Here is a 19,574-nt window from a genome sequence, read left to right as displayed (position 1 = left end):
CGGTGCCGCCGGCGCGGCGGTCAGGCGTCCCGGCGTGAGGCGAAGCGGCGCAGACGCAGGCTGTTCCCGACGACGAACAGCGAGCTGGCCGCCATCGCGGCACCGGCCAGCATCGGATTCAGCAGGCCGGCGGCGGCGAGGGGAAGTGCCGCGACGTTGTAGGCGAACGCCCAGAACAGGTTGCCCTGGATGGTGCCGAGGGTCCGCCGGGCGAGCCGGATGGCGTCGACGGCGGCCATCAGGTCACCGCTGACCAGCGTCAGGTCACTGGCCTCGATCGCGGCGTCCGTGCCTGTGCCCATCGCGAGCCCCAGGTCGGCCTGGGCGAGCGCGGCGGCGTCGTTCACCCCGTCACCGACCATCGCGACGATCCGGTTGGCGGCCTGCAGCTGCCGCACAACCTCGATCTTGCCTTCGGGCAGCACCTCGGCGATCACATCATCGGGGGCGATCCCGACCTCGGCGGCGACGTTCGCCGCCACGGTCGCGTTGTCGCCGGTCAGCAGGACCGGGCGCAGCCCCAGCCCACGGAGCTCGCGGATGGCGGCGGCGGACGTCGGCTTCACCGCGTCGGCGATGGTCAGCACCCCGCGGGCCCGCCCGTCCCAGGACACCGCGACGGCGGTGCGCCCGGCGGCCTCGGCCTCCCGGGCGACCTCGGCCAGTGCGGTCGGCAGCGGCTGCGAGCAGCTGCTGAGCAGCCTCGGGCGGCCGACCAGCACCGCGTGCCCGTCCACGATCCCGCGGACCCCCAGCCCCTCCCGGTTGGCGAACTGCGCGACGGTGGGCAGCTCCTCGGCGGAACTGACGGCGGCCCCCGCGGCGGCCCGGCTGATCGCACGCGCGACCGGATGTTCGGAGGCGCTCTCCAGCGCGCCGGCGAGCCGCAGCACCTCGTCGCGGTCCTCCCCCGGCGCGACGGCGACGTCCTGCAGGGTCATCTCACCGGTGGTGACCGTTCCGGTCTTGTCCAGGACGATCGTGTCGGCCCGCAGCGTGGATTCCAGCACCTCCGGCCCGCGGATGAGCACGCCGAGCTGGGCACCCCGCCCGGTGCCGACCATGAGCGCGGTGGGAGTCGCCAGGCCGAGCGCGCAGGGGCAGGCGATGATCAGCACCGCGACCGCGGCGGTGAACGCGAAGGTGAGCCCGTCTCCCCGGCCCAGCCAGTAGCCGAAGGCGGTGACCGCGATGGCGATCACGATCGGGACGAAGACCCCGGCGACCCGGTCGGCGAGCCGCTGCACCGGCGCCTTGCCGGTCTGCGCCTCCTCGACGAGCCGGCCGATCCGGGCGAGCTGCGTGTCGGCCCCGACCCTGGTCGCCCGGACGACGAGCCGCCCGCCCGCGTTCAGCGTGGCACCCGTCACCGCGTCGCCCGGACCGACCTCCACCGGCACGGACTCGCCGGTCAGCATCGAGGCGTCGACCGCCGAGGCACCTTCGACGACCACACCATCGGTGGCGATTTTCTCGCCAGGACGGACCACGAACAGATCACCGACGTCGAGCTGGTCGACGTCCACCCGTATCTCCCTGCCGTCGGAGAGAACCGCGACGTCACGCGCGCCGAGGGTGAGCAGCGCACGCAGGGCCGAGCCGGCGCGCCGCTTCGCCCGCGCCTCCAGGTACCGCCCGGCCAGGATGAAGGTGGTGACCCCGGCCGCCACCTCCAGGTAGATGTTGTCGCCCCCTCCGCCGCGGGTCACGGTGAGACTGAACCCGTGGGTCATTCCGGGCTCGCCCGCGTCACCGAGGAACAGCGCGTACAACGACCAGCCGAACGCGGCGAGCGTGCCGGTCGAGACGAGCGTGTCCATCGTCGCGGCGCCGTGCCGCAGGTTCGTCCAGGCCGCGCGGTGGAACGGCCAGGCGCCCCAGAGCACCACCGGCGCGGCCAGTGCGAGCGAGAGCCACTGCCAGTAGTCGAACTGCAGCGCCGGGACCATAGCCAGCAGGACCACCGGAACGGTCAGCATGGCGACCGCCACCAGCCTGTCCCGCAGTGCCCGCACCCGGGCCGTGCCGGCGCTGTCCCCGTCGTCCGGCTCGGGACCGAAGTCTCCCCACCACGACCCCGACGCCGCCGAAACACACTGGCGCACCCACATCGCCACCACCCCCACCCAGCCCCCCACCATCGTCCTAGACCTTCTGGGCGAGTAGCGGCACGGCGGCGGGTCCGATGTGTCCCTGACCGGGCACTCTGGGCACGCCGCCGAACCTTCTCGTGACGGTTTCCGGCCAGCCTGGTGACAGGACCGACAGAAATCCGGACCGACCAGCACTGACGGGTAGCACTGGAAACCGAAATGACAACAATCTTTCATCAACGCTGATGGTTAAAGCTCCCGACCCCGGCTACTGTGGCCGCCATGCCGCTGTCGGGACTCGCCTGGCAGACTCTCCCGGACACGGGGGCGTTGGCTCTGGTGGACACCAGCTCACGCCGGGCCGCCGCGCTCGCCCGCCCCCATCCTCGAGAACTGCCCATGATCGATGTGGTTGACATGGAGCGACTTGTCGTTTCGTGGCTCTCACGTCAGAACCGCTTTGCCGCCGAGCAACAGCTCGTCGAACGCGTCGAGGACGACCCCCACCGCACCATGTCCGCACTGACCTGGCTGCTGGCGATGTGGACGGTCACGATCCACCTGCGCACCGGGCGACCGCCCGCCGCGGTGATCGCGGCCATGTCCTACCGCCAGGTATGGCGCAGCCCGGAAGCACCGCAGTCGGAACGGGTCTGGGAGACCCTGACCGACCGCATCCGGCTCGGCGCCCTGGCCACGCTGACCTCGGACGCACGGTCAGCCGTCGAGTTCCACTCCCATGTCGACAACCCGCGTGGCATGGGTGCCGTGCTGGTGCGGCACGCGCTCGGGATCATGGCGGGCATGGCCGACGACATGCGAACGATCGGTGTCGACCCTCAGGACATGGCCGGCACGCTCGCCCTCTACACCATCGACCCGGACGGCCCGACCGTCCCGTGCTTCCGCCCACTCACCTGAGCAGACAGCGGCCGCACCGGCAGCCGCCGCGCCGGCGCCCGCTCCCCTGGCCCCTCCTCGACCGGCGGACGCTCACTCTGCAGGACGCGCGCGGCACCTCCCCGCGCGGCCATCCGGGCGATGATCGACCCGGCGGTGGCTTCCCAGGACGGCCGGACGGCGCGCCCGCGCCGGCCGGTATCACGCACCGCTGCCGACGACCGGCGCCCGCTCGCCCGACCAGGACGCGGCGCCCGACCATGGCTCGAAGCCCGACCAGGGCTCGAAGCCCGGCCGGGTCGCACCGATGCCGCCGCGGCCCGCACCGCGGCCGAGTCCGTCACCACCGAGCCGGCTGGCACCAGGTCAGCCAGCGTGGGATCGGCCAGGACCGCGGCGGGAGACTCGGGGCTGTCGATGTAGACCGCCCGGGTCATCCCGGCATGGCCGTGGATCGCCAGCAACGTTCCCATCGACGGGTAGATGGCAACCGAGCCGTGGTCGGAGTTCCACCAGAGGACACAGGTTCCGTCCGGGGCCTGCACTCCGAAAGCGACAGCGCCGGTGCCGGACACTCCGGACACGTCGACTGCACGCTCAAGGTGGAACCGCCGGATCTGGCGTGCGGACATCCTGGTCGACCTCCTCGCGGGTCACAACACCGTGCCGCTGGGTGGTGCCGGGCGCCAACGGCGCCCGGGCGGCCTGGTGCCACTGGCAGTCGGGCACCGGCCGGTCGGGTCACGGTAGCCGCCGTGATCGGGGACGGTCGTCCGATTGGCCGCGCCGGTCTGCGGGCGCGGCGCACACCGACACGTTCGCCCAGGTCACCGACCGCAACCGCGCCGATCAGACCACAACCGTGTCCCCCGCGGGTGTGGTCGGCACGCCGAGCCCTCAGTCCACCGCGTGCAGCTCGCTCTCGGGGAAGGTCCGGGCCGCCGCCGCAGTGAGGTAACGGTCGTAACCGGCCGCGCCGGCCAGCTGACTCTCCAGGAACGCCACGGTGTAGTAGACGGTGAGGCGATGCGCCCGGTCGATGTCGATGGCGGGGGGTCGGCAGGTCATGTCCGCCGTGACCTCCAGCCGCACCCGCACGCCCTCCGCCACCGGGCGATCGCGGGCCGCGGCGGCCTGGGCACAGATCTCGGTGAACGAGTTGTGCGTCCCGCCGGCAACGGTGACGAAGTAACGCGGGCGGGAGCCGGTGAGCTCACCGAAGGCGGGCCGCGCGTTGCGGTCGAGCGGCACCGCGCCGTCCATCAGGCCGCCGATCATGATCGTCGGCACCCGGAGCCGGGCGAGCTGATCCGCCGGAATGACCTCGGTTGCCGGGGCGATCCCGACGACAGCCCGGATCCGGCTGTCAGCGGGGGCGTGCAGGAAGCCCACCGGAGAGGCCATCGAGGTCAGGCCGCCGAAGGAGAACCCGACGATGCCGATCTGGTCCGGCCGCACCATGCCGGCGATCGGGCAGTCGGGCTTCGTGAACGCGCTGATGACGCTCGAGACGTCGAGGAGCCGGTCGCTGGCCAGATCGACGAGCGGGGCCTGCCGGCCCTCGGCCACCTCGATCATGGTGTCGCCGGGGTGGTCCGGCGCGGCCACGACGAACCCGCGGCTCGCCAGCGCCTCGGCGAGGTAGGCGAGCTGCACCCGGCTGCCGGCGCTGCCGTGCGACATGACCACCATCGGGAAGCGGCCGGGCGCGGCCGGGAGCCCCTCCCCCGCGCGGGGGGACGTGAGCGTCACCCCGTCCGTCACCGGATAGCGCGCGAGGCCGGCCGCAGGGTCGGTGCCGGCCGCAGGGTCGGTGCCGGCGCGGGCCGGATACCACACTGAGGTCACCAGGGGGCGGTGCGGGCGCTTCTCGTCCGTCACCGTCAGGGTCCGGTAGCCGACCGGGTGCTCCCCTGGCTGGTCCGGAGCCAGGACCGGGCGGCCCGCCGCACCGTTCCCGGAGGCCCCGGAACCCTGCGCGGGGGCGGACGCCGCCCCCGCCGTGCCGGTCTCGCGCCCAGGCGGGTCGCTGCCCGCGGACGAGGCACCACACGACGGGAGCAGCATCGTGCCGAGCGCCGCAGCCACCGCCAGCAGCAACAGCTGCCAGCGCTGAAGTCGCTGGGAGGGCGCGCCGGGCCGGGAACGCTCCGACGGCGCCGCGTCCGGTGCCGCGTCCGACGCCGCAACCATGGACCGACACTACGCACGGCGACCACGCCGGAGCCAGCGGAAGGGTGCCACCGCCGGCGCGCACCAGGTCAGCGGCGGTAGCCGCCGAGGCTCATCACCGTCGTGACGTCGTCGTCACCGTCGCCGCCGAGGAGCTCGGCGAGGCGCCGCGGACGGCCGACGTGATAGCCCTGCGCGACTGTGACCCCGATGTCGAGGAGGGCCTGCGGCAGCGCCGCCCGGTCCACCCCCTCGGCGATCACGGTCATGCCCGCCGTCCGCGCGATCTGGACGACCGCCTCGACGACGGCGCGGTCACGCGCGCTGGTGTCCACGGTCCGCACCAGACTGCTGTCGATCTTGACAGCCCACAGCGGGAGGTTCCGCAGCGCGATGACGGCCCCGCTGGTCATTCCGAAGTCGTCGAGCAGAACCGGGCAGCCGGCGGCGGTGAGCTGCTCGGCGAGCCGCCGGGCCGCGTCCAGATTGGCCACCGCGGCGCCCTCGGGGATCTCCAGGGCGAGCCTGGCCGGGTCGACCCGGCTGTCGCGCAGTGTGGAGAGGATGAAGTCGCCGAAGGCCGGGTCCCGCAGGGAGCGGGCGGCCAGATTGACGTAGACCCGCCCGGGCAGCCCGCTGACGAGGGCGTTCACGGCCCGGAGCACGACCCACCGGTCGAGGTGCAGGCCCAGGTCGGTGTGTTCGGCGGCGGCCAGGAAGCCACGCGGGCCGAGCTCGGGCCAGACTCCGTCCCGCAGCCGGGAGAGCAGCTCGAACCCGACGATCTCCCGGCTGGCCAGGTCGACGACGGGCAGGACGTCCAGCGACATCTGGCCGTTGTCGAGCGCGGCGGCGACCCGGCTGGTGACCGTCACCCGCAGCGCCGCCTCGTCGTACTGCTCACGGGTGAACAGCCGGACCCGGTTGCGCCCGGAGCGCTTGGCCTCGCGCAGGGCCAGGTCCGCCCAGGCGAAGGCGGCCTCACTGCCCGCCGCCAGCTCGAGCGGGACGACGCCGATGCTGACGGTGGCCTGGACGGCGACGTCCTCGGCGGCGGCGGTGCGGGCCGCGATCGCCGCGCAGAGCTGCTCGGCGACGGCCAGGCCCTCGCTGCCGCCCCCGGCGGGGAGGACGACGGCGAACTCGTCCCCGCCGAGGCGCCCGAGGCGACTGCCGGCGGGGAGCTCCTCCCGCAGGGCCTGGGCCACCGCCCGCAGGACGGCGTCACCGATCGAGTACCCCTGCAGGTCGTTGACGTCGGCGAGATGGTCGATGTCGAGGATCAGCAGCGAGCCGTCCGTCGCCTCCGTGCCCGCGACCCTGCTCTCCAGCTCCTCCGCGAGGGCGTAGCGGGTGCTCAGACCGGTGAGGGGATCGATGCCGTGGGTGTCGGGACGGGCCTGCTCGGCGAGCGGGGCCTGCTCGGCGAGCGGGGCGGGATCGCCCGCGGCCGCGCCAGCGCCTTCCGGGGCAGCGGTGCCATGGGTGGGCGGGAACTCGTCGGCCGCGGTGGGGACGGCTGTCTCCCCCAGGCCCACGGCACCCGCGCCCCCCAGCACGGCCGCCGCCAGTTCCGCGACGACATCCCCCATGAGATCCCCCACCGGGTCTCCCGGGACGCCTCTCGCCGGCTCCCCGGAACCGCCCGGCGCGGCCCCGGAAGGCGCTGGCGCGGCCGGCGGGCCGGCGCCGAACGCGGTGATCTCGGCGGTCAGGTCAACGATCTCGAACAGCAACAGCTCGGACGGCTGGCCGGCGCTCATGTCCCGGCAGGAGGCGCGCAGCAGGCGGGGCGAGCCGTCGGGGCCGGTCCAGTCCAGGACGGCCGGCGGGGCGGACGGGTGCAGCCCGGTCAGCGGCAGGCCGGCCTCGGCGACCGCGAGCCGTGCCTCGAACGCCGAGTCGGGGTTCCGCAGGCCGGTGACGAGCTCGACGAGGGCGTCGTTCACCCAGGCGACCCGACCGTCCGCGGTGACGATCAGCATGCCGACCGACGACGCAGCCGCGGCCAGGCCCGCAACCCCAGCGATCACCGCACCTCCCGTACCGCGCCGCCCGGAGTGCGCAGTCTAGTGTCCGCATGGCCCGGGTCTGTCAGTCACCGCGCCGTGTCGACTGTTACGCGTCACAGTGCCGCCGCGGGTTCGGGCGAGACGCCCGACATCGTTAACGACAGGTAACGGACTGCGATCCGGGTCACATCGGATCCGACGTTTCCAGCCTGTCGGCCGTGACCGGCCGTGACCGGTCACGGCCGGTCACGGCCGGTCACGGCTCACAGCGTCCCGAGGACACGGGTCACCGAGATCTCCAGCACGACCCGCTGCGGGTTGACCCGCGGAGTCCGGTACCGCTCGGCGTAACGGCGCTCGGCCTCGGCGACGGCGGCCGGCTCGTCCCGGACGACCGCGAGCCCTTCGAGGGTCGACCACCGCCCGCCGTCGATCTGACAGACGGCCACCCGTGCGCCCCCGCGCCGGCGCGGCGGGCCGTCGACACCCGCGCCATCATTCATAATTACGGACAATTCACTATCAATACCCATCCCCTCGGGGTCGGTTTCCGCCGACCGGAGGCCCGGCTCGGCCGACGGTCCGGTCAGGTCGAACGCCCCGCGGGCGGCGACGAGGGCGACCTTGCGCGACCCCCGCATGGTGATCACGCGGGCCAGGCCGACCGCCGGCTCGAGCGTCACGCCCACGGGAACGACGTGGGCCGTGCCGTCCGGGCGCACCGTCGTCAGGCTGCACAGGTGCCGCTCGCGCCAGAACTCGAGGAAGGCCGGGCCGCGGGCACGCAGGTCCATCGTCACAGCCACAGCCTCTCACCTGCCACGACAGCGGTTACCAAACCGTAAACGCGGATCAGAAAGCGGCCATAGAAGCGCGATTGCGGCTGTATCGTGCATCCCGTGCCAATGATCCGTACCGCGCGCAAAACCCGTGTGTCCCGCCTCGCCGTTCCGTTGGTCCTCGTTCCCGCACTCGCGCTGGTCGCTGCCGGCTGCGGATCCGACGATGACGACGAGAGCACGGCCGCTCCGCCCGCCGCCACCACGGCCGCCGCGGAGCCCCACACCATCACCGTCTTCGCCGCCGCCTCGCTCACCGAGACGTTCACCGAGCTGGGCAGGCAGTTCGAGGCCGACCACCCGGGGACGACGGTCGAGTTCTCCTTCGCCGCGAGCTCCGCGCTGGCACAGCAGATCAACAACGGCGCTCCGGCGGACGTCTTCGCCTCGGCGAGCACGAGGAACATGACCGAGGTCGTGGACGCCGGCAACGCGGCCGACCCGAAGACCTTCGCGACCAACTCGCTGGAGATCGCGGTCCCCAGGGACAACCCGGCCCGGATCGACGATCTCGCCGACCTGGCCGACCCCGACGTGAAGGTCGCGCTGTGCGAGGCGCGGGTGCCGTGTGGCGTGGCCGCCACCACGGTGCTGGAGAAGGCCGGCCTGCAGGTCACGCCGGTCACCTTCGGTCCGGACGTCAAGGCCGTGCTGACGACCGTCGGCCTGGGTGAGGTCGACGCCGGCCTCGTCTACCAGACCGACGTCGCCTCGGCCGAGGACAGGGTCACCGGGATCGAGATCCCGGCCGACGTGAACGCGAGGACCAGTTACCCGGTGGCGACGGTGAACGAGTCGAAGGAGGCGCAGACGGCGGAGGAGTTCGTCGAGTTCGTCCTGTCCGACGAGGGCGCCGCGGTGCTGACCGAGGCCGGTTTCGGCCCGCCGGCGTGACCACCCGCCGCCTGGCACGGCCAGTGGCCCGGCCGGCACGGCCCCGGCCACCCGCACGCTCGCGGAGCGAGGCACGTGGGCGCGCGCCGTGGCCCCTGGCCGTGCCGGCGGCTCTTGCCGCCCTGTTCCTGCTGATGCCCCTGCTCGCACTGATCATCCGGGCGCCGTGGGAATCGCTGCCGGACCTGCTGACCGATCCCTCGACCCGCCACGCGCTGTGGCTGTCGGTTCGCACGGCGACCATCGCGACCGTCGTCTGCATGCTGTTCGGCATTCCGCTGGCGTGGGCGCTCGCCCGCGCCACCTTCCCGGGGCGCTCGCTGCTGCGGGCGCTGGTGACCATCCCGCTCGTCCTGCCGCCGGTCGTCGGCGGTGTCTCGCTGCTGCTCGTGCTGGGCCGGCGCGGCATCGTCGGCTCGCGCCTCGACGACTGGTTCGGGTTCACGATCCCGTTCACCACCGACGCGGTGATCATCGCTCAGGCGTTCGTGGCGATGCCGTTCCTCGTCCTGTCGGTCGAGGGCGCGCTCAGCGCCGCCGACCGGCGGTTCGAGGACGCCGCGGCCACGCTCGGCGCCAGCCGGGTGACGGTCTTCTTCCGGGTCACCCTGCCGATGATCCTGCCGGCGGTCGCCGCCGGTGCCGTACTGTGCTGGGCCCGGGCGCTGGGCGAGTTCGGTGCGACGATCACCTTCGCCGGCAACTTCCCGAAGACCACCCAGACCATGCCGCTGGCCGTCTACCTGGCCATGGAGGTCGACCCGGACAAGGCGGTCGCGCTGTCCCTCGTGCTGCTGACGGTCAGCATCGTCGTCCTGGTCGCCCTGCGCGGCCGCTGGTGGAACGGTCGGCACACCGTGGGCCTTGCATGATCGAGACGTCCGGTCCGTCCGCCCTGGAGAAGGCGCCGCCCGGCACACCGCGCCGCACCGGGCTCGTCGCCCGGATCGGGATCGAGCTCGGCACGCTCGCACTGGACGCCGACCTGGCTGTCGAGCCGGGCCGCACCCTCGCCGTCCTCGGGCCGAACGGCGCCGGCAAGAGCACGCTGCTCCGGGCGCTGGCCGGGCTCGTCCCGCTGCAGCGAGGGCGCATCGAGCTGGACGGCGCCGTCCTCGACGACCCGCAGGCCCGCCGCTTCGTCCCCCCCGAGCAGCGCGGCGCCGGCTACGTCTTCCAGGACTACCTGCTCTTCCCGCACCTGTCCGCGATCGACAACGTGGCCTTCGGGCCGCGGGTGCGCCACCGGGTGCGGCGGGCGGCGGCCCGCACCGCGGCCCGGGAGATGCTCGACCGACTCGGCCTCGCCGAGGTCGCCCACCTGCGGCCCGGGGCGTTGTCCGGCGGGCAGGCGCAACGGGTCGCACTCGCCCGCGCGCTCGCGCCGGGGCCCGGCATCCTGCTCCTCGACGAGCCGCTCGCCGCCCTCGACGCCGGCACCCGCCTGGAGGTCCGCGCCGAGATCCGCGCCCTGCTGCCGACGCTGGACGTCCCCGTCGTCATGGTCACCCACGACCCGGTCGACGCACTCACGCTCGCCGACGACGTCGCCGTGCTGGAGCGGGGGCGGGTGGTGCAGCGCGGCGAACCCGCCGAGGTGATCACCCGGCCGCGCACGCCGTACGTCGCCCGCCTCGCCGGCCTCAACCTGTTCCCGGGCACCGCCGCCGGTGGCGTGGTCACCCTCGACGCGACCGCCGACCGGCCCGTCACCGTGGCGGCCCCGCCGGGCACGGCGGACGGGCCGGTGCTGGTGGCACTGCGGCCGTCCGAGATCGGGGTGCACCGCGGCGAGCCCGGTGCCGCACCCGGCGCCCAGGTTCTCACCGGCCCGGTGACCTCGGTGGAGACGCTCGGCGACCGGGTGCGGGTGCAGGTCGCCAGCACCCCCGCGGCGCGGGCCGAGATCCCCGCCCGGCTGTTCGCCGAACTGCGACTGGTCCGCGGGACGCCGGTCTGGCTCACCGTCGACGAGGGCCGTTGGGACGTCTACAGCCAGGGCGGCGCGGCGCCCTGAGCAGCCAGGCACGCGCGTCCCGCCCGGCCGCTCCGCAGGCGCGTCGGACCCGCCGGGCGCGGGTTCTGTCGGGTTCGCTACAGTTCCAGGCGTTGCGAGGGGGGAGATCACCCAAAGGAGTCTCCATGGCCCCGGTCCGTAAGGCCGTCGCCAGCGCAGCTACCGCGGTCGCCCTGATGGCGGCCGTCGCGTCCTGCCGATCCGGCCCGGGCGGTTCGCCCGGTGGCGGATACCACCCGCCCACCCCGGCACCGAGCGTGAGCGCCTCGGCGTCCACCGCTCCCACACCGGGGACCCCGGGCCCGACCACACCGGGCACGACCACACCGGCCGCGCCGACGACGGCGCCGGCCACGACCGCGCCGGCCGGGCCCACCACGGCGCCGCCGACCATCCCGCCGGCGCCGACCACCCGCCCGCCCGTCCCGACGACCCGCCCGCCGGTACCGCCTCCGCCGCCGGCCAACCCGCCGACGCAGAACCCCCCGCCTCCGCCGCCGGCCAACCCGCCGCCGGCCAACCCGCCGGGGAGCGGCACCGCGCAGGACGAGATCCTGCGGCTCACCAACGTCGAGCGGCAGAAGGCCGGCTGCGGCCCGCTCCTGTTCGACGCCAGCCTGACCGCCGCGGCCCAGGCGCACTCCGCGGACATGGCGACGAACAACTACTTCAGCCACACCGGCCTCAACGGCAGCACCCACATCAGCCGGGCCCGGGCGGCCGGCTGGCCGAACAGCTCCGTTTCCGAGAACATCGCCGCCGGCTCGACGACCCCGGCAGCCACCATCCAGATGTGGATGAACAGCTCCGGGCACCGGGCGAACATCCTCAACTGCGGCTCCACGCACCTCGGCGTCGGCTACGCCCAGGGTGGCGGCACCTACCGCCACTACTGGACGCAGGCCTTCGGCCGCCGGTAGGCCGAACCTCCGCCTCTGACGGACGCCCCGGGGTGCCACGTCGTGGTGCCCCGGGCCCGTCCCGGGGCGTCCCGGTGGGTGGGCTTCCGGTGCACGGGCGGTGGGCGCGCCGGCCCGTGGCCGGCGGGTCAGCGCTCGACGTGGCCCAGCGGGCGGTCCGGGGCGACCCGGTCGCGCAGGGCGCGCTTCACCGCGGACGGCTCGGGAAAGCCCTGCTCCGCGCGGTCCCAGAGCACCTCTCCGTCCACCCGCACGGTGAACACCCCGCCCGTGCCCGGGACGAGGGCGACCGCGCCCAGCTCGGCCTCGAACGTGGTCAGCAGCTCCTGCGCCAGCCAGGCCGCCCGCGGCAGCCACCTGCAGCGGGTGCAGTACTCGATCTCCACCCGGGGGCGTTCCTGCCTGGCCTCACCGGTCACAGCCGACCCCTACCCCGTACGTTCCCGCCCACCCTGTGCATCGCCACTCCGTACGTCGCCACCCCGTACGTCGCCACCGCGAGCGGTCAGGCGCCGAGCATGGCGAGCCACTGCCTGGAGCTCGTCGGCCGGAAGACGTAGTTCATCTTGCGCACCACGCTGAGCTCGGCCGAGGACTCCGCCGAGTACCGGTGGCCCGGGTAGACGGTCACGTCGTCCGGCAGGGTGCCGAGGCGCCGCAGGCTGTCGTACATCTTGGCCGCGTCGCCGCCGGGGAAGTCCATCCGCCCGCAGCCCTCGAGGAACAGCGTGTCCCCGGCGACGAGGCGGCCGTCGACGAGGAAGCACTGGCTGCCCGGGGTGTGCCCCGGCGTGTGCAGCAGCCGGATGTCCACCGAGCCGACGGTGACCACGTCGTCGTCGTCGTGCTCGACGAGCTCGGCCGCGCCCACCCCCGTCCCGCGCCGCACCCACTCCGCCTCGTCCCGCTGCAGGTGGATCGGGACGGAGGTGCGTTCCAGCAGCTCGCGGATGCCCTCCAGCTCGATGCCGAAGGCGGTGCCGCCCACATGGTCTGCGTGGTGGTGGGTGACCAGCGCCCCGGTCAGCCGCATGTCGTCGGCGGCGAGCACGTCGAGCAGGTCGCCCACCCGGTAGGCGGGGTCGACCACGACGGCCTCCCCGGTCTCCCGGTCACCGATCAGGTAGACGAAGTTGACCATCTGCGTCGCCGCGGGGTCACCGACCGCGAAGTCACGACCGGACAGAAGCTGACGGAAGTACAGGCGCTCGCTCACACCGTGAGCCTACGGAGCCCGGCCCCGCCGCTCCAGAACCCCCGACCGCCCACCCGTGGCCCGGCGCGGTCCTACGGCTGGCCCACCAGGTGGTCGGCGATGTCGTCCAGCAGGCGCCGGCGGCTGCGGGCGCCCACCAGCGTCGCCACCGCCCGGCCGTCACGGACGACGACCATCGTCGGCATGGCCAGCACGCCGTGGGCGAGCGCGGTGCGCGGGCTGGCGTCGACGTCCACCTCGACGACGCGCAGCCGGCCGGCCAGCTCGGACGCGACCTGGCGCAGGATCGGCCGCATCATCCGGCAGGGCGGGCACCAGTCGGCCTGGAAGTCGACCAGCACCGGGACCGGGGACCGCAGCACGGCGTCCGCGAAGGTGTCGTCGCCGACCTCCCACACCACACCGTCGGCGGCGGAGATCTCGTGAACAGGCATGAGACAGCTCCCTCAGAGCTTGGGTGATCCGCCCGCCCGGCCGCGGGGGCTGGCCGGCGCACGGCGGAAAGGTACGGAGAAACGGCCGAAAGGTACGGAGAAGGAGACGACAGGAAGGAGACGTGACGGCGGTCAGACGCCGGGCTGAGCCGGGAACAGCACGCACCCCGGCGGCGCGGGCGGGACGTCCCCCTGGCCGCGGGCACCGTGGCACGCCGTGTCGAGTTGGGCCGCCAGCCGCTCCCGCACGTGCCGCAGCCGGGCGATCTCGGCGTCGACCTGCGCGATCCGGCGGCGGTAGCCCTCGATCGAGTCCACGCAGGCGTCGCTGGTCCCCTCCCCCGCCCGCAGGCACTCGACGAAGGGACGGGTCTCGGCGAGCGCGAACCCGTCCGCCACCCGTGCTCGGATCTCCTCGACCTCGCGCAGATCCGCGGCGCTGTAGTCGCGGTAGCCGTTGGCGAGCCGACGGGCGGCGAGCAGCCCGCGCTCCTCGTAGTGCCGCAGCGCGCGGGTGCTCGTCCCCGCGAGCCGCGCCAGCTCACCGATGCGCATCCCGGCGACCTCCGCCCTCCACCCGTGGCCGAGCCGGGCCGTGCGGTGCCGCCCGGCCCCGGTCTCGTCGTCGTCCTCGACGCTAGAGGTTCACGCGCACGTCAGGGCAAGCCCGCGGCAGATCCGCCGGGCGGCGGAACGCCTGCGCCTGCTGACCGGATCGGGCGTCCCGCGCATACGTTCCGCTACCGGATGAATGGCCCTGAATACCGGGATGGCCAGGCCAGCCGCCCTAGACTGAGCGGGTGACCGATCGCAGTCGACGTCCCGCAGCCTGCCGGCCAGCCCGTCCAGCGGCACTCTCGGCACGGTGACGACACCCAGTCCGCACCCGCCGGAGCCTGCCGCCGCCGGCTCCGCCTCCACCGGCGGCCGGGCCGGGCGCGGGGCTCCCCGCCCGGTGCTGCTGACCATCGACGACGACGTGAACGTCTCCCGGGCGGTCGCCCGGGACCTGCGGCGCCGGTACGGCGGCGACTACCGGATCGTGCGCGCCGAGTCGGGCGCGCAGGCCCTGGAGGCGCTGAGCGAGATCAAGCTGCGTGGCGACGAGGTCGCGATCCTGCTCGCCGACTACCGCATGCCGGGCATGAACGGCATCGAGTTCCTGGAGCAGGCGATGGACCTGTTCCCCACCGCCCGCCGGGTGCTGCTCACCGCCTACGCGGACACCAGCGCCGCGATCGACGCGATCAACGTCATCGATCTCGACCACTACCTGCTCAAGCCGTGGGACCCGCCGGAGGAGAAGCTCTACCCCGTCCTGGACGCCCTGCTCGACGCCTGGCTCGCCACGGACCGCCGGCCCGTCGCCGAGACGCGGGTGGTGGGGCACCGGTGGTCGGCCCGGTCCTACGAGGTGCGCGACTTCCTGGCCCGCAACCACGTGCCCTACCGGTGGTATCTGGCGGACGAGCCGGAGGGCGAGCGGCTGCTCGCCGCCGCCGGCGCGTCGCCGGACACGATCCCCTGCGTCATCACCACCGACGGCACCGCCCTGGTCAACCCGACCGACGGCGAGCTCGCGAGCCGGGTCGGGCTGGCGACCGCGCCCGCTGGCGACTTCTACGATCTCGTCGTCGTCGGCGGTGGCCCGGCGGGCCTCGGCGCGGCGGTGTACGGGGCCTCCGAGGGGCTGCGGACGCTGCTCGTCGAACGGCACGCGACCGGCGGCCAGGCCGGCCAGAGCTCACGGATCGAGAACTACCTCGGCTTCCCCGACGGCGTCTCCGGCTCCCAGCTCACCGACCGGGCCCGCCGGCAGGCGGTCAAGTTCGGCGCGGAGCTGCTGACCACCGCCGACGTGGTGGCCCTGGAGGCCGCGGGCCCCGCCCGGCGGCTGGTCCTCGGGGACGGGGGCAGCATCGACGCGCACGCGGTCATCCTCGCCACCGGCGTCTCCTACCGGCAGCTCGACGCCCCCGGCCTGAGCGATCTGACCGGCCAGGGGGTGTTCTACGGCTCCGCGCTCACCGAGGCGCCGAGCTGCAGCGGCGAGAACGTCTACGTCGTCGGCGGCGCGAACTCGGCCGGTCAGGCGGCGATGTACTTCGCCCGGCACGCGAAGTCGGTGACGATGCTCGTCCGGGGCCGGGGGCTGGAGGCGTCCATGTCCCACTACCTCATCGAGCAGATCGCGGCCGTGCCGAACATCCACGTCCGCGCCTGCACGGAGGTCGTCTCCGGGCACGGCGACGGCCACCTGGAGGGTCTTGTCCTGCGGGACAACGCGACGGGCGAGACCGAGCGGGTCGACACCCAGTGGCTGTTCATCTTCATCGGCGCCGCGCCCCGCACCGACTGGCTGGACGGGGTCGTCGCCCGGGACGAGCACGGCTTCGTCCTGGCCGGGCCGGATCTCGTCGTCGACGGGCGGCGGCCGGCGGGCTGGGGCGCCGAGCGGGACCCCTACCACCTGGAAAGCAGCCTGCCCGGGGTGTTCGTGGCCGGCGACGCCCGGGCCGAGTCGGTCAAGCGGGTCGCCTCGGCCGTCGGCGAAGGCGCGATGGCCGTCGCCCTCGTGCACCGCTACCTGGCGAGACGCTGAGACGCTGAGGAGGCCACATGGCGGGCGAGACGGAAGGTGCGCCGGCGGGCGGCGCCCAGGCCGGCACGGCAGACGGCGCCCAGGCCGACGGCGCCCAGGCCATGGGCCAGGCGTGCGTCAGGGGCACCGCGCTGCCCTGTGACATCGACGAGCTGCGCAGCCTGTTCCTCTTCGAGAAGCTCACCGACGACCAGCTCGAGTGGATCTGCCGCAACGGCCACGTCGAGCTGATCGAAGCCGGCCCGGTCTTCCTGGAAGGCGATCCGGCCACCTGCTTCTACGTGCTGGTCGAAGGCACCATCGTCCTCACCCGGCGGGTCGGCGACGACGACGTCGAGGTCTCCCGGACCAGCCAGCGCGGCGTCTACGCCGGCGCCTGGTTCGCCTACCTCGAGGACCGGGTCCCGCAGGTCTACACCAACTCCCTGCGGGTCACGGCCCCGTCCCGGTTCGTCGTGCTGGACGGCACGGCGCTGTCGCGGCTCATGCGCGACTGGTTCCCGATGGCCGTCCACATGCTGGAGGGGCTGTTCTTCGGGCAGAAGAACCTCCAGCAGCTGACCGGGCAGCGCGAGCGGCTCCTCGCGCTCGGGTCGCTGTCCGCCGGGCTCACCCACGAGCTCAACAACCCGGCCGCCGCCGCGGTGCGCGCCACCGTCTCGCTGCGGGAACGGGTCGCCGGCATGCGGCACAAACTGGGGATGATCGCCGCCGGCCCCTACGACCGCCCGGCGCTGGAGGCCCTGATCGGCCTGCAGGAGGACGCCGCCGAGCGCGTCGGGAAGGCACCCGCTCTGACGCCGATGGAGACCAGCGACCGCGAGGACGCCGTCGCGGACTGGCTCGACGACCACGGCGTCACCGGCGGCTGGGAGCTGGCGCCGACCTTCGTCCAGGGCGGCATCGACGTCGACTGGCTGGAGCGGGTCGCCGTCACCGTCTCCCCGGAGATCCTCGAAGGCGCCGTCCGCTGGCTGACCTACACGGTCGAGAGCGAACTGCTCATGAAGGAGATCGAGGAGTCCACGAACCGGATCTCCGGCCTGCTCGCGGCCACCAAGCAGTACTCCCAGCTCGACCGGGCGCCCTACCGCCAGGTCGACGTGCACGAACTGCTCGACAGCACCCTCACCATGCTCGGGGGCAAACTCGCCGGGGTCCGGGTCGCCCGCGAGTACGACCGGACCCTGCCGGAGATCCCCGTCCACGCCGCCGAGCTCAACCAGGTCTGGACGAACCTCATCGACAACGCCACCGCGGCGATGGGCGGCTCCGGAACCCTCACGATCGCCACCTGGGCGGACCACGACGACCTGGTAGTGGAGATCCGCGACACCGGTACCGGCGTCGCACCGGAGATCCAGGAGCGGATCTTCGAGCCGTTCTTCACGACGAAGGCAGTCGGCGAGGGCACCGGGCTCGGGCTCGACATCTCCTGGCGCATCGTCGTCAGCCGCCACCACGGCAACCTGACGGTCACCTCCGTCCCCGGCGACACCCGCTTCCGGGTCTCACTGCCGATCCGCCCGGACCTCGAGCCCACCGAGGCAGCCGAGCTGGACGCCGCCGCCGGCCCGAGCACCCCCGCCGGCCCGAGCACCCCCGCCGCCGGCTGACCCCACCACTGCCACCCGTCCGAACGGCACCGCCGGCCAGGCGGATACCGCCACCCTGTGCCGACAGCTGCCCGGCTACGAGGGCGACGCCGTGCGGTCGAGGAAGTAGTGGCCCTCGTCGAGGTCGGCCAGGAGGTCGGGGGCGCTCGGGTTCCAGTCGAGCAGTTTCCGGGTGAGGGTGCTGGAGGCCGGTGCGTCGGCCGCGAGGAGCGGCCCCAGCCAGCCGAAGTGCTCGGCCGCCCGCTCCGGCGGTACCGCGACCGTGGGCAGGCCGAGGTGCCGGCCGATGACCTCGGCGAGGGCGCGGACGGGGACGCCCTCGTCCGCGATGCCGTGCAGCACCGACCCGGCGGGGGCCTTCTCGACGGCCAGCCGGAACAGGCGGGCGGCGTCGAGCCGGTGCACGGCCGGCCAGCGGTTCGCGCCGTCACCGACATAGCCGGAGGCGCCGCGCTGCCGGGCGACGTCCACCGCCGTCGCGACGAACCCGTGGTCACCCGCTCCGTGCACGGTCGGGGGAAGGCGCAGGACCGACGACCGGACGCCCTTCTCGGCCAGGGCGAGTGCGGCCTGCGCGTTCGCGCCCCGGTGTGCCGCCATGCCGCCGGCGGTCAGGTCGGGCCTGTCCTGCTCGGTGGCGACCCGGCCCGGAGCCAGGCCGAGCACGCCGGAGGCGATGACGAGGGGACGGTCGGAGCCTGCCAGGGCCGCCCCGAAGGTGTCGATGGCGCGGCGGTCCGTCCTGGCGGCGCCGTCGAAGTCGGCGAAGTCGTGGATGAACGCGAGGTGGATGACGCCGTCGGAGTCGGCCGCTCCGGTCCTCAGGCTGTCGAGGTCGTCGAGGGAGCCGCGGTGCACCTGGGCGCCGGCGGCGGCGATCGCGGCGGCGGAGTCGTCCGAACGGGCGAGGCCGACGACCTGGTGGCCGGCGGCGAGCAGCTCGGGCACCACGGCCGAGCCGATGAAACCGGATGCGCCGGTGACGAGGACACGCATGAGAGACCTCCGGACGGGTTCGATCGGCCTGCCTGGTCGCGTCGGGTGGGCCGCGGGGATGACCGCGGCGCCGGCCAGGGGGGGCATGTCAGCAACTGACATGACCCTAGCACGGCGATGTCAGTTGCTGACATGGCCTACGATCACAGATATGAGCCGCTGGGCCCCCGACGCACGCAGCCGCCTGACGCAGGCGGCGCTGGAGCTCTACCGGGAACGCGGCTTCGACCGGACGGCCGTCGCGGAGATCGCCGCGCGGGCCGGGCTGACCGAGCGGACCTTCTTCCGGCACTTCGCCGACAAGCGCGAGGTCCTCTTCGGGAACGAGGACCTGCTTCGCGAGCTTCTGATGAACGCAGTCACCGGCGCCCCCGCCGCAGCGGGGGCCATGGACGCGATGGGGGCAGCCCTCGACGCCCTGGCCACCTTCTTCCCCGAGGAGCGTCGCGAGCACGCCCGGCAGCGCCAGCTCGTGATCGATGCCAATCCGAGTCTTCAGGAACGTGAGCTGCTCAAACTCGCGTCGCTCGCCGCGGCGACAGCGGAGGCGCTGCGCCGTCGCGGCGTCGTGGACCCGGACGCCGGTCTCGCCGGGGAGGCGGGGATGGCGGTCTTCAGGATCGCGTTCGCGCGCTGGATCGGCGGCGGGCACACCGATGACCGAGAAGCCCGCGGCAACGCCCACAGTGATGACGGTGGCGGTGGCGACGACCAGCGGGACCTGCCGAACCTGATCCGCGACACCTTCACTCTGCTGCGCACCCTGGCCTGCTCTCCGCCTCCACCTCCGCCCGGGAAGGCCTGATCACCCTCAGGCCTTCCCTGGCCGCTCGTCGCGGTCGGCGGCCGTTCGGTCCGTCCGG

The 19,574-nt window shown here is 73.7% G+C and carries 18 protein-coding genes; 8 read left to right on the top strand and 10 right to left on the bottom strand.

The genetic code is table 11. The features are described 5' to 3' along the window. Positions 1-20: 20 nt before the first annotated feature. Positions 21-2,141: a copper-translocating P-type ATPase gene (locus tag B207_RS0105700; RefSeq protein WP_063820886.1), complete on the bottom strand. Its 2,121-nt coding sequence runs from the start codon at positions 2,139-2,141 to the stop codon at positions 21-23. A gap of 234 nt (positions 2,142-2,375) precedes the next feature. Here B207_RS0105700 and B207_RS0105695 point away from each other — a divergent pair, with 234 nt between their 5' ends. After that, the gene (locus tag B207_RS0105695) at positions 2,376-3,014 is read left to right on the top strand and encodes a hypothetical protein (RefSeq protein ID WP_026310719.1); all 639 of its coding nucleotides are present in this window, start codon (positions 2,376-2,378) and stop codon (positions 3,012-3,014) included. On the opposite strand, the gene B207_RS0105690 is transcribed toward B207_RS0105695, so the two are convergent. From B207_RS0105690 to B207_RS0105675, 4 genes are all read right to left on the bottom strand, one after another. Next, the gene (locus tag B207_RS0105690; RefSeq protein WP_018635563.1) at positions 2,960-3,625 is read right to left on the bottom strand and encodes a hypothetical protein; all 666 of its coding nucleotides are present in this window, start codon (positions 3,623-3,625) and stop codon (positions 2,960-2,962) included. The genes B207_RS0105695 and B207_RS0105690 overlap by 55 nt on opposite strands. A gap of 265 nt (positions 3,626-3,890) precedes the next feature. After that, the gene (locus tag B207_RS0105685; RefSeq protein ID WP_018635562.1) at positions 3,891-5,186 is read right to left on the bottom strand and encodes an alpha/beta hydrolase family protein; all 1,296 of its coding nucleotides are present in this window, start codon (positions 5,184-5,186) and stop codon (positions 3,891-3,893) included. A gap of 68 nt (positions 5,187-5,254) precedes the next feature. Next, a complete protein-coding gene (locus B207_RS0105680; RefSeq protein WP_018635561.1) occupies positions 5,255-7,198 on the bottom strand; it encodes a bifunctional diguanylate cyclase/phosphodiesterase in 1,944 nt (647 codons plus the stop codon). A gap of 242 nt (positions 7,199-7,440) precedes the next feature. Beyond that, positions 7,441-7,983, bottom strand: a complete 543-nt coding sequence (locus tag B207_RS0105675) for a pyridoxamine 5'-phosphate oxidase family protein (RefSeq protein ID WP_018635560.1) — start codon at positions 7,981-7,983, stop codon at positions 7,441-7,443. A 99-nt stretch (positions 7,984-8,082) separates the two neighbouring features. Between B207_RS0105675 and modA the strand changes: the two genes are divergently transcribed. The 4 genes from modA to B207_RS0105655 all read left to right on the top strand — a co-directional run bounded on the left by modA (position 8,083) and on the right by B207_RS0105655 (position 11,847). Next, positions 8,083-8,910, top strand: coding sequence for a molybdate ABC transporter substrate-binding protein (modA, locus tag B207_RS0105670; RefSeq protein ID WP_026310717.1), 828 nt, complete (start codon positions 8,083-8,085; stop codon positions 8,908-8,910). Between the two features lie 11 nt (positions 8,911-8,921). After that, on the top strand, positions 8,922-9,782 hold the full coding sequence (locus B207_RS0105665) for an ABC transporter permease (protein WP_051102411.1): 861 nt from the start codon (positions 8,922-8,924) through the stop codon (positions 9,780-9,782). Continuing rightward, complete coding sequence (locus B207_RS0105660; RefSeq protein WP_018635557.1) at positions 9,779-10,927, top strand: ABC transporter ATP-binding protein; 1,149 nt, start codon at positions 9,779-9,781, stop codon at positions 10,925-10,927. Before B207_RS0105665 ends, B207_RS0105660 begins: the two co-directional genes overlap by 4 nt. Before the next feature lie 125 nt (positions 10,928-11,052). After that, positions 11,053-11,847: a CAP domain-containing protein gene (locus B207_RS0105655; protein WP_018635556.1), complete on the top strand. Its 795-nt coding sequence runs from the start codon at positions 11,053-11,055 to the stop codon at positions 11,845-11,847. A gap of 128 nt (positions 11,848-11,975) precedes the next feature. Here the strand turns inward: B207_RS0105655 and B207_RS0105650 are convergent, their stop codons facing one another. From B207_RS0105650 to B207_RS32690, 4 genes are all read right to left on the bottom strand, one after another. Next, a complete protein-coding gene (locus B207_RS0105650; protein WP_026310715.1) occupies positions 11,976-12,266 on the bottom strand; it encodes a SelT/SelW/SelH family protein in 291 nt (96 codons plus the stop codon). A gap of 86 nt (positions 12,267-12,352) precedes the next feature. Continuing rightward, entirely contained in the window at positions 12,353-13,063 is a 711-nt protein-coding gene (locus B207_RS0105645; RefSeq protein ID WP_018635554.1) for an MBL fold metallo-hydrolase, read from the bottom strand. A 71-nt stretch (positions 13,064-13,134) separates the two neighbouring features. Further along, complete coding sequence (locus B207_RS0105640) at positions 13,135-13,497, bottom strand: thioredoxin family protein (RefSeq protein WP_018635553.1); 363 nt, start codon at positions 13,495-13,497, stop codon at positions 13,135-13,137. 132 nt (positions 13,498-13,629) lie between these two features. Beyond that, entirely contained in the window at positions 13,630-14,052 is a 423-nt protein-coding gene (locus tag B207_RS32690; protein ID WP_018635552.1) for a MerR family transcriptional regulator, read from the bottom strand. A 400-nt stretch (positions 14,053-14,452) separates the two neighbouring features. Between B207_RS32690 and B207_RS0105630 the strand changes: the two genes are divergently transcribed. Continuing rightward, positions 14,453-16,099: an FAD-dependent oxidoreductase gene (locus B207_RS0105630; RefSeq protein WP_026310713.1), complete on the top strand. Its 1,647-nt coding sequence runs from the start codon at positions 14,453-14,455 to the stop codon at positions 16,097-16,099. Positions 16,100-16,200: 101 nt separating this feature from the next. Then, positions 16,201-17,715 (top strand): ATP-binding protein, encoded by a 1,515-nt coding sequence (locus B207_RS0105625; protein ID WP_154675174.1) that lies wholly within the window; start codon positions 16,201-16,203, stop codon positions 17,713-17,715. A 75-nt stretch (positions 17,716-17,790) separates the two neighbouring features. Here B207_RS0105625 and B207_RS0105620 read toward each other — a convergent pair whose 3' ends face one another. Beyond that, positions 17,791-18,711, bottom strand: coding sequence for an SDR family oxidoreductase (locus tag B207_RS0105620; RefSeq protein WP_018635549.1), 921 nt, complete (start codon positions 18,709-18,711; stop codon positions 17,791-17,793). Positions 18,712-18,862: 151 nt separating this feature from the next. Here B207_RS0105620 and B207_RS32685 point away from each other — a divergent pair, with 151 nt between their 5' ends. Then, positions 18,863-19,516 (top strand): TetR family transcriptional regulator, encoded by a 654-nt coding sequence (locus tag B207_RS32685; protein ID WP_018635548.1) that lies wholly within the window; start codon positions 18,863-18,865, stop codon positions 19,514-19,516. Positions 19,517-19,574 lie beyond the last annotated feature (58 nt).

The sequence above is a fragment of the Parafrankia elaeagni genome (assembly GCF_000374165.1).
GTDB lineage: Bacteria > Actinomycetota > Actinomycetes > Frankiales > Frankiaceae > Parafrankia > Parafrankia elaeagni.
The sequence above is the reverse complement of the archived record's forward strand: the minus strand, read 5'-3'. Positions and strand labels throughout refer to the sequence as shown.

Coding starts and splice junctions, on each gene's coding strand:
- B207_RS0105700 (WP_063820886.1), bottom strand. CDS start 2,141: ATGGTGGGGGGCTGGGTGGGGGTGGTGGCGATGTGGGTGCGCCAGTGT.
- B207_RS0105695 (WP_026310719.1), top strand. CDS start 2,376: ATGCCGCTGTCGGGACTCGCCTGGCAGACTCTCCCGGACACGGGGGCG.
- B207_RS0105690 (WP_018635563.1), bottom strand. CDS start 3,625: ATGTCCGCACGCCAGATCCGGCGGTTCCACCTTGAGCGTGCAGTCGAC.
- B207_RS0105685 (WP_018635562.1), bottom strand. CDS start 5,186: ATGGTTGCGGCGTCGGACGCGGCACCGGACGCGGCGCCGTCGGAGCGT.
- modA (WP_026310717.1), top strand. CDS start 8,083: ATGATCCGTACCGCGCGCAAAACCCGTGTGTCCCGCCTCGCCGTTCCG.
- B207_RS0105660 (WP_018635557.1), top strand. CDS start 9,779: ATGATCGAGACGTCCGGTCCGTCCGCCCTGGAGAAGGCGCCGCCCGGC.
- B207_RS0105655 (WP_018635556.1), top strand. CDS start 11,053: ATGGCCCCGGTCCGTAAGGCCGTCGCCAGCGCAGCTACCGCGGTCGCC.
- B207_RS0105640 (WP_018635553.1), bottom strand. CDS start 13,497: ATGCCTGTTCACGAGATCTCCGCCGCCGACGGTGTGGTGTGGGAGGTC.
- B207_RS32690 (WP_018635552.1), bottom strand. CDS start 14,052: ATGCGCATCGGTGAGCTGGCGCGGCTCGCGGGGACGAGCACCCGCGCG.
- B207_RS0105625 (WP_154675174.1), top strand. CDS start 16,201: ATGGGCCAGGCGTGCGTCAGGGGCACCGCGCTGCCCTGTGACATCGAC.
- B207_RS0105620 (WP_018635549.1), bottom strand. CDS start 18,711: ATGCGTGTCCTCGTCACCGGCGCATCCGGTTTCATCGGCTCGGCCGTG.
- B207_RS32685 (WP_018635548.1), top strand. CDS start 18,863: ATGAGCCGCTGGGCCCCCGACGCACGCAGCCGCCTGACGCAGGCGGCG.